This is a genomic window from Monashia sp. HAY1-2A (assembly GCF_056755315.1).
This window is the reverse complement of record NZ_JBNDHY010000171.1, coordinates 1-8,810: the sequence shown is the minus strand read 5'-3', so window position 1 is coordinate 8,810 and position 8,810 is coordinate 1. Positions and strand designations below refer to the sequence as shown.

General features: G+C 74.5%; 9 protein-coding genes. 5 read left to right on the top strand and 4 right to left on the bottom strand.

Annotated features, from left to right (window positions below; genetic code table 11):
- Window positions 1-16: 16 nt before the first annotated feature.
- Window positions 17-1,984, bottom strand: coding sequence for a thioredoxin domain-containing protein (locus ACPYOM_RS18970; protein WP_481347150.1), 1,968 nt, complete (start codon window positions 1,982-1,984; stop codon window positions 17-19).
- A 238-nt stretch (window positions 1,985-2,222) separates the two neighbouring features.
- Between ACPYOM_RS18970 and ACPYOM_RS18965 the strand changes: the two genes are divergently transcribed.
- A complete protein-coding gene (locus tag ACPYOM_RS18965; protein WP_481347149.1) occupies window positions 2,223-2,465 on the top strand; it encodes a helix-turn-helix domain-containing protein in 243 nt (80 codons plus the stop codon).
- 76 nt (window positions 2,466-2,541) lie between these two features.
- Here the strand turns inward: ACPYOM_RS18965 and ACPYOM_RS18960 are convergent, their stop codons facing one another.
- From ACPYOM_RS18960 to ACPYOM_RS18950, 3 genes are all read right to left on the bottom strand, one after another.
- Window positions 2,542-3,846, bottom strand: a complete 1,305-nt coding sequence (locus ACPYOM_RS18960; protein ID WP_481347151.1) for an MATE family efflux transporter — start codon at window positions 3,844-3,846, stop codon at window positions 2,542-2,544.
- A gap of 258 nt (window positions 3,847-4,104) precedes the next feature.
- Window positions 4,105-5,082 (bottom strand): aminoglycoside phosphotransferase family protein, encoded by a 978-nt coding sequence (locus ACPYOM_RS18955; protein WP_481347148.1) that lies wholly within the window; start codon window positions 5,080-5,082, stop codon window positions 4,105-4,107.
- Complete coding sequence (locus ACPYOM_RS18950; protein ID WP_481347147.1) at window positions 5,079-6,032, bottom strand: hypothetical protein; 954 nt, start codon at window positions 6,030-6,032, stop codon at window positions 5,079-5,081. Before ACPYOM_RS18950 ends, ACPYOM_RS18955 begins: the two co-directional genes overlap by 4 nt.
- A 170-nt stretch (window positions 6,033-6,202) precedes the next feature.
- On the opposite strand from ACPYOM_RS18950, the gene ACPYOM_RS18945 reads away from it, so the two are divergent.
- The 4 genes from ACPYOM_RS18945 to ACPYOM_RS18930 all read left to right on the top strand — a co-directional run.
- A complete protein-coding gene (locus tag ACPYOM_RS18945; protein ID WP_481347146.1) occupies window positions 6,203-6,838 on the top strand; it encodes a ribosome maturation factor RimP in 636 nt (211 codons plus the stop codon).
- The gene (gene nusA / locus ACPYOM_RS18940) at window positions 6,838-7,866 is read left to right on the top strand and encodes a transcription termination factor NusA (RefSeq protein WP_481347145.1); all 1,029 of its coding nucleotides are present in this window, start codon (window positions 6,838-6,840) and stop codon (window positions 7,864-7,866) included. Before ACPYOM_RS18945 ends, nusA begins: the two co-directional genes overlap by 1 nt.
- A gap of 88 nt (window positions 7,867-7,954) precedes the next feature.
- Entirely contained in the window at window positions 7,955-8,260 is a 306-nt protein-coding gene (locus ACPYOM_RS18935; RefSeq protein ID WP_481347144.1) for a YlxR family protein, read from the top strand.
- 172 nt (window positions 8,261-8,432) lie between these two features.
- On the top strand, window positions 8,433-8,810 hold a 378-nt coding region (locus ACPYOM_RS18930; protein WP_481347143.1), incomplete at its 3' end, for a translation initiation factor IF-2 N-terminal domain-containing protein.

Genomic DNA, 8,810 nt, shown 5'->3' with positions numbered 1-8,810 from the left:
GCAGCGGGCGGCGTCCTCAGAGCGCGGCGAGCCGGTCGGACAGCGCCGAGGCGTCGGTGACGGGCAGGTCGCACACCATGCCGCGACACACGTACGCCGTGGGCCGGCCGCCCACGAGGGGTCGGTCGGCGAGCAGCGGCACACCAGCCGCGCCCGGTTCACCGGCCACGACGACGGCTCCGGGGCGCGGGCTGCGGCGCGCCACCTCGAGCATCGCCGACGCCTCCGGTCCGGTCCCGACGACGGCCACCTGGACCGGGCCGTCGAGCAGCGCCTCGGCCACCGCGAGGGTCCACCCCCCGAAGCGTGGCTCGCGCGCCGCGAGCCCGAGTCCCGCGGCCACCGCCGACCTGCCGGTACGCAGGGCCTCGACGTCGCCGGTCAGGGCGCCGAGGGCGACGAAGGCGCCCGCGAGCGCGGACTGACCCGACGGCTCGGCGTTGTCGGCGGCGCTGCGCGGTCGCAGGTAGAGCGACTCGGCATCGGCAGCGGTGTCGTGGAAGCCGCCGTCGTCCGCCGCGAACGCACGGGCGCCGTCGAGAACGGTGCGCGCGTGCACCAGCCAGGTGGCCTCTCCGGTGGCGCGGTGCAGGGCGAGCAGACCCTCGGCGAGGTTGCCGTGGTCGTCGGCGACGGCGCGGGCCGACCCGGGTCGTCCGTCGCGCGAGGCTCGCAGGAGGACCCCGTCGCGCACGTGGGTGTCGAGGACGTGCCTAGCGCACCGTGCCGCCGCCTCGACCCAGGCGGGCTCACCGAGGAGGGCGCCGGCATCGGCGAGGGCCGCGACCGCCAGCCCGTTCCACGAGGTGACGACCTTGTCGTCGCGGGCCGGCTGGGGTCGGGTGCGCCTGGCTGCGAGCAGGCGCGTCCGGACGCCGGCGTACCAGTCCGGGTCGTCCGGGTCGCGCGGCAGCTGGAGGGTCGAGGAGCCGTGCTCGAAGGTGCCGGCCGGCGTCACGACGAGGAGCGCGGCCGCGGCGTCGTCACCGAGGACCTCCTGCAGCTGGGCCGGGGTCCAGGCGTACGTCAGGCCCTCGACCCCGTCGGCGTCGGCGTCGAGGGAGGAGGCGAACCCGCCGTGCGGCGTCAGCAGGTCGCGGAGCAGGAACGTCGCGGTCTCGCGGACGACGCGCTCGGCGAGGTCGCCGCCGCCGAGGCGCCACCACGACGCGTACGCCCGTAGCAGCAGGGCGTTGTCGTAGAGCATCTTCTCGAAGTGCGGCACGACCCAGTCGGCGTCGACCGCGTACCGGGCGAACCCGCCGCCGAGCTGGTCGTACATGCCGCTGCGCGCCATCCGCTCCAGGGTCCGCGAGGCGAGCTCGAGCGAGGTCGCGTCGCGGGTGCGACCGTGGTGGCGGAGCAGGAACTCGAGGACCATCGAGGGGGGGAACTTGGGGGCCCCGCCGAAACCCGCCGAACGCGGGTCGAACTGGCGGGCGAGCAGGGCCACGGCGGCGTCCAGCAGGTCCGCCGCCGGGTCGAGCGGGTCGGGGGAGCGCAGCCCTTCGCGCAGGGCCCCGGCGATGTGCGAGCCCGACGCGCGCACCTCGTCCTCCCGGGTGCGCCAGGCCTCGTCGAGCGCGGCGAGCACCCGCAGGAAGTGCTCGCGCGGGAAGTAGGTGCCGGCGAAGAACGGCTCGCCCTCCGGGGTGAGGAAGACCGTCATGGGCCAGCCGCCCTGCCCGGTCGTCGCCGTGACCGCGGACATGTAGACGGCGTCGATGTCGGGCCGTTCCTCGCGATCCACCTTGACGGGCACGAACCCCGCGTTGAGGGCCGCCGCGACGGCGTCGTCCTCGAAGGACTCGTGCGCCATGATGTGGCACCAGTGACAGGCCGCGTACCCGACCGAGAGCAGCACGGGGACGTTGCGCTCGCGGGCCTCGGCGAACGCCTCGGGGCCCCACTCGTGCCAGTCGACGGGGTTGTCGCGGTGCTGGAGCAGGTAGGGGCTCGTGGCGTCGGCGAGACGGTTCGGCATCCCTCCACTGTCCATCACCGGTCCCCGCGGTGGCGAGCGGGTCTGCCGCCTGCACGACTTCACCACCATCGAGCCCCGCCGGCGCCTATCGTCGTCCTCGACGCCGTCGAGGGGGCGGCGTCGGGCGGTCCGGTGGGTCTGCGCCGGGTCCGGTGCGGCGCGGGGAACCGTCACGGACGGTCCGTGCGGGTTCCACCCCGCGGGGGGACCGGCCCAGGGCGGGACGGCAGGGGGAGCGATGGCGAGCCATGACGCGGGGCGGGCGGGCGAGGGGCACGAGCCCGTCGACCTCATGACGCCGGCGGAGGTCGCACGGCTGTTCCGGGTGTCGGTCACCACGGTGACCAAGTGGGCACGCTCGGGCCTGCTGCCGTGCGTCCGGACGCTCGGTGGGCACCGCCGCTTCGAGCGGCGCGACGTGCTCGACCACCTCGAGCGCACGACCGGCGCGCGCCCCGACGACGAGCCCGGCCGGCCCTGACGCGAGCGAGCGGTCCGTGCACCGGCCGCGTCGCACGGCGTCGGGTGCGCTGTCGGGTGCGCCGTCATGTGCGCTGTCAGGTGGGCAGCGGGTCGCCGGCGGAGACGAGTCGCTCCCAGCGGACGCGCCGCGCCCGCCACGTGAAGACGGCGAGCTTGGCCAGCTCCTCGACGATGCGAGCGAGGAAGATGCCGACGTAGCCGAGGGGCGTGTGCAGGCCGAGCAGCACGGCGAGCGGCAGGCCCACGACGAAGGCGCCGGCGGCATCGCCCATGATGACGCCGCGCACGTCGTCGGCGCTCGGCAGGACGCCGGCGCCGATGATCATGTTGCGCACCTTCACCACCTGGAAGGCGGCGTTGAGGAGGATGCCGACCCCGGCCATGACCCGCACGTCCTGCCCGGCCCGGCCGTAGAGCGCGTCGAGCAGCAGCACCGAGGTGGCGAAGAGGGCGCCGAAGACGGCGGCGGTTCCCAGCCCGGCCCGGGTCAGGCGACGCACCCACGCCATCGCGTCACGGACGTCACCGCGCCCGACCGACCGGCCGACGAGCGTCGTGGTGGCACTCATCAGCCCGATGCTGCCGACGATGAAGACACCCTCGAGCGTCGTGACGATCTGGGCCGCGGCCAGGGCCTCGTCACCGAGCTGCTGGAAGACGACGTTGTAGAGGAAGGTGCCGACGGTCCAGAACAGCTCGGTCACGCCCAGCGGCACGGCGAGGACGAACAACGGCACGACCACGGCCCGCCACTGCCGCAGGCTGTGCGGCACGCTCCAGCCGACCGCGCCGCGCCGGTAGGCCATCCAGAGCAGGATGAGCGCCTTGGCGACCGCCGTTGCGAGCGTGGCCCAGCCGGCTCCCGCGGCGCCGAGCGCCGGGAACGGCCCGATCCCCGTGACGAGCGCCAGGGCGATCCCGGAGTTCGCCACGACGGTCACCATCGTCGCGATCATCGGGCTCGTCGGCCGGCCCACGGAGCGCAGCACGCCGGACAGGACGGCGCTGAGCATGCCCGGCAGGGTCGCGAGGACGGTGAGGCGGAAGTAGCCCGTGCCGGCGGCCGCGACGGAGGGCGAGGCCCCGACCAGCGCCATGAGGTGCTCGGACAGGAACCACGGCACGACCGACACGACGGCGCCGAGACCGAGGGCCACGAGGACGGCAGCGGTGACGGTGTGGTCGAGGTCGCGGCTGCGGCCGGCGCCGTGGGCACGCGCGACGAGGATGCTCACGGACGTGCCGAGACAGCCGAGCGTCACCGCGAGGATGAACGTGAGGCTGTTGGAGAAGCCCACGGCCGCGATGGCCGTCGCCCCGAGCCCGCCGACGACGATCTGGTTGACGAGGTTGAGCACGAGCATGAGGACGAACTCCATGCTCACCGGTACGGCGATGCGCGCGATCTCGCGCGCCGGCGACGGTCCGGCCCCGACGGGGGTCCCCCGGGTTCCGCGACGGGTGAGCAGGGCAGGGCGGGGCAAGCGAGTGCCTTTCGACATCGAAGGGGGAGGGTCGCACGACGGTGCGCGGAGTCGATCGTACGACCTTCAACCACCTGGGTCGAAACGATTTGACCCGGTCAGCAGGCGCCGCTGCCGAGCGGCGTGCCCGGCTGCCGACCGGGCACGCGCCGCTCAGTCGTTCATCGCCTTGATGATCGTGACGGCCAGGCTGACGCGGTCGTGCGCCCACTGGCGCGACGCGTCGTCCGCGGACGTCCCTCGGGTCCCGGAGGTCACGGACCTCACTGCCTCGAGCGCGTTGTCGGCCTCGCGGACGATGGCCCAGGCCCGGGCGCGGCCCTCGTCGAGGCCCGCGTGCTCGCAGATGATCTCGAGTCGTCGGCGCAGCGACCACCGCACCTCGGAGCCGGTGCCCAGCTCGTCGGCGCGGTTCCACAGCGCCGGCGCCACCTCGAAGGCGGGGTCGCCGGCCATCGGCTTCGGGTCGATGGCCAGCCACGGCGACCGGTACGCGCCGAGGACGTTGGTGTAGTGCAGGTCGGTGTGCAGCAGGCGGTCCTCCGCGGGCGGCCGGGCCACCAGCTCACGGGCGAGCGCCGCGGCCTGGTCGAGGTACCGCCGGGGCAGCACCGCCGGGGCCGCCCGCAGCTCGCGCGCCTGCCGTTCCGCGTGGTCGACGAGCCGGGGGACGCGCGGGTGCGGGGGACGACGCAGGGTCCGGAGCAGGTCGCCGATGACGGCGCACGCGTCGTCGACCTCCACGGTGGTGAGGTCGCGAGTGTGCAGGCGCTCGAGGAGGAGGACGAACCGCGCGGGGTCGGCACGCAGGAGGCGGACCGCGCCGTGCCCGTTCCACGTCTGCAGGGCGAGTGCCTCGGTCGCGGCCTCCGGGTGCGGCCAGCTGACCTTGAGCACCGCCTCCCCGCTGACGCCGGCGGCCTCGCGCCCCGCGCCGAGCAGCCGGACCGGCAGCGCGACCGAACAGGCGCCGCTCATGGTCCGGCCGACCGGTTCCAGCTCCCACTCGCGCAGGAGGTCACCGAGCAGCACCGGCAGCTCGTCGAGCCAGTCCTCCCCGGAGGCGTAGCCGTCGGCCGCGTAGCCGCTGATGCGATGGGCGAAGTGCGCCGGGATGAGGTCGATGCTCACGAGACGGCCCCGGGGAAGGCGCGCAGGGGCACGTCCCAGTCCACGGCGAGCGCCTGCACGCGCCCGCTCCAGCGGGCGACGTCCTCCACCGACGCGGCACTCGGCGTGGGGCCCGCCAGCTCGCTCGACGCGTCGACCGCGTCGACGAGGACGTCGTGGGCCAGGCGCGACGCGTCGTGCGGCGTCGTGACGGGGTAGGGGAGGGCCCAACCGCTCGGCATGGAGGCGGAGGCGCCCGAGATCGCGGTCTCGAGGCGCGCCAGGCCGGCGAGGGTGTCGAGGGCCCGGGGTCGGTCGGCGGGACCGGCCTGCGCGGCGACGACCTGGAAGGCGTACACGAGGGGCTGCGTGCGGGCGACGAGCGCGGGTCGGGCCGGGCTCGCCGTGTCGGGGACGGCGACGTCGCTGCCGAGAAGGACGGCTCCGGCGAGCCGCACCGACAGGGCCGCGAGGAGCAGCTGACGCGTCGCCGCGCCGGCTCGGGCGACGTCGGCCCACCGGCTCGGGGGGACGTCGGCCAGGAGGGCGCCGAGGTCGGCGCGGCGGCGCACGCGTTCGGTCGACGCGGTGGCGAGGGCCCGTCGGACGGCTGCGTCGATGACCGCCGAGGGGACGCCGGCGTTGGTGAGCCGGCCGGTCAGCACGCGGCGCTGTTCGCGCTGGACGGCGCGCAGGCGCTCGACCGTTCCGCCCGCGCCGGCCGACACGAGGGCGTCGGCGGCACCGACGAGGACCGCGAGGTCGGCCACGACACGCAGCAGGAGCCCCTCGTCCGGCGCCGGCCGGCGGGTGGGCACGGGCGGCGGGGGCTGGGGCAGGTCGAGGCGCAGGCCACGGTCGACGAGCCAGGCGAGGGCGGCGGCACCGCCGCCGAGGAGGATGAGCCGACGCGGCGGGTTGCCGAGCCGTTCGGACAGCGCGGGCCGCCGTCCCCCCAAGTCGCCGACCATGCCCGGATCCTCCCACGCCGCCCGCCGACGGCGGTCTGCGGCCACCCCGCTGCGCCGATAGAGTGGGCCACGCGGCGTTCCGGACCGACCGGACCGCCCGGCTGGCCCCCGGTCACCCGCGCATCCCGCGGTGCACACCGGCATTCGAGAAGAGCAGGAGGCGTCGACGCATGAGCACGGCCCAGGACATCCGAGCGGCTCTCGAACCCGTGCTCGCCCCTCTCGGTCTCGTCGTCGAGGACGTCAGCGTGTCCCCGGCGGGCAAGCGCCGCGTCGTGCGGGTGCTCGTCGACTCCGACATCTCGGGCCTCGACGCCGCCGACACGACGAGCCCCGTCCCGCCCCTCTCGCTCGACTCGGTCGCGGACGCGACGCGCGCGGTCAGCGACGAGCTGGACGCGGGCGACCTGCTCGGCCAGGCGCCGTACGTCCTGGAGGTGTCCTCACCCGGCGTCGGGCGACCGCTCGCCTCCCGTGACCAGCTCCGGCGCCAGGTGGGCCGGCTCGTCGAGGTCGTCCACCGGGACGGCACCGCCACCGGCCGCCTCGTCGAGGTCGGCACCGACGCGCTGGTGCTCGACGTGCCGCCGACGAAGAAGACGCCCGCCCGACGGGTGACCCTCGACCTCGACGCCGTCCAGCGCGGCGTCGTGCAGGTGGAGTTCACGCGGCCGGGCGCGAGCGGCGACGACGCGAACGACGACGCGACCTACGACGACGACACGACCGACGACACGACCGACGACACGACCGACGACACGAACGAGCGGGCCGATGACGCGTCCGCCACGGAAGGGAACTCCTGATGGACATCGACCTGGCCGCACTCCGCGCGCTCGAGCGGGAGCGCGACATCAGCCTCGACGTGCTCATCCCCGCCATCGAGCAGGCCCTCCTCGTCGCCTACCACCGGACCGAGGGCAGCTACCGCCTCGCCCGGGTCGAGCTCGACCGCAAGTCGGGGCACGTCGTCGTGTGGGCGCGCGAGGAGGGCGAGCTGTTGCCCGCGGCCGAGGAGGGCGAGCGCCCGCAGCGCGGCGAGCCCGGGCCCGAGTTCGACGACACGCCGGAGGGCTTCGGTCGCATCGCCGCCTCGACGGCGCGTCAGGTCATCGTGCAGCGGCTGCGCGACCTCGAGGACGAGGCCATCCTCGGCGACTTCAAGGGCCGCGAGGGCGACGTCATCTCCGGCGTCATCCAGCAGAGCCAGGACCCGCGCAACGTCCTCGTCGACTTCGGCAGCGTCGAGGGCGTCCTTCCCCTCGCCGAGCAGGTGCCGGGTGAGCGCTACGTGCACGGCGAGCGGCTGCGCTGCTTCGTCGTCAGCGTCAAGCGCGGCCCCAAGGGCCCCCAGGTCAGCCTGTCGCGCACGCACCCCAACCTCGTCCGGACCCTCTTCAAGTTCGAGGTGCCGGAGATCGCCGACGGCACGGTCGAGATCGCGGCGCTGGCCCGCGAGGCCGGCCACCGCACGAAGATCGCGGTCCACAGCAAGGTCGCCGGCGTCAACGCCAAGGGCGCCTGCATCGGTCCCATGGGGGCGCGCGTCCGGGCCGTCATGACCGAGCTGCGCGGCGAGAAGATCGACATCGTCGACTACTCCGAGGACCCCGCTGCCTTCGTGGCCGCAGCGCTGTCACCGGCGCGGGTCCAGTCGGTCGACATCGTCGACGCCGCCGCACGCAAGGCGCGTGTCGTGGTGCCCGACTACCAGCTGAGCCTCGCCATCGGCAAGGAGGGCCAGAACGCCCGGCTCGCCGCCAAGCTGACCGGCTGGCGCATCGACATCCGCGCCGACACCGAGGCGGCCGGCGTCGAGGTCACGCCCGAGTGACGCCCGCGTCGCGCGGGCTCCGCCCCGGCGCGCAGGCGCCGTTCGACCCCGTCGAGCGGGCCGGGCCCGTGACGCGGTAGACTGGCGTGTGGCCGACCGGACTGGACTCCGTGCCGAGCCGTCCCGCACCTGTGTGGGATGTCGAGGAACGGATAGCTGGTCGGCTCTGCTGCGAGTGGTCGCGGAGACGGACGCAGGGACCGGGGCGAACGCCCGGGTCGTCCTGCGCCCCGACCCACGCCACCGGTTGCCGGGTCGTGGTGCGTGGCTGCACCCGACGCCCGAGTGCCTCGGGCTGGCAGTGCGCCGTAGGGCGTTCGGACGTGCCCTGCGACTGCAGGCCGCGGTCGACGTGACCGCGGTGGCTCGGCACCTCGGCGTCCCGGACGCGTAGCAGCGAACCAGGCGCAGGCGACTCCCGTCGCCCGCGCGTCAGAACCACCAGAAACGAACCAAGGCGGGTTGAAAACGCTATGAGCACCCGATGAGTACTCAGCGATGAGCAAGCCCCAGCAATAACCACGGTTCGGCCACTCCTGTTCAGGCCGGACCGAGACAGGAGAGATGTGGCTAAGGTCCGGGTCTACGAGCTCGCGAAGGAGCTCGGAGTCGAGAGCAAGACCCTGCTCGCACACTTGAAGAGCCAGGGGGAGTTCGTCCGGTCGGCGTCGTCGACCATCGAGCCCCCCGTCGTCCGCAAGATCATCGAGACCTTCCCGCGGGAGGGTTCCGGTGACGGTGCCAAGGGCGACACGAAGCCGGCGGCCAAGCCCGCCGCGAAGCAGGCGGCGCCCGCGCCGTCCCAGCGTCCTGCCGCGATGCCGTCGTCCCCGACGCCGGCCGCTCCGGCTCCCGCCGCCCCCGCTCCGGCCGCCGTCACGCGAGGACCTGTCTCTTCTACACATCTCCGAGCCCCCGAGACGCGTAGTAATCTGGGGGGGGGG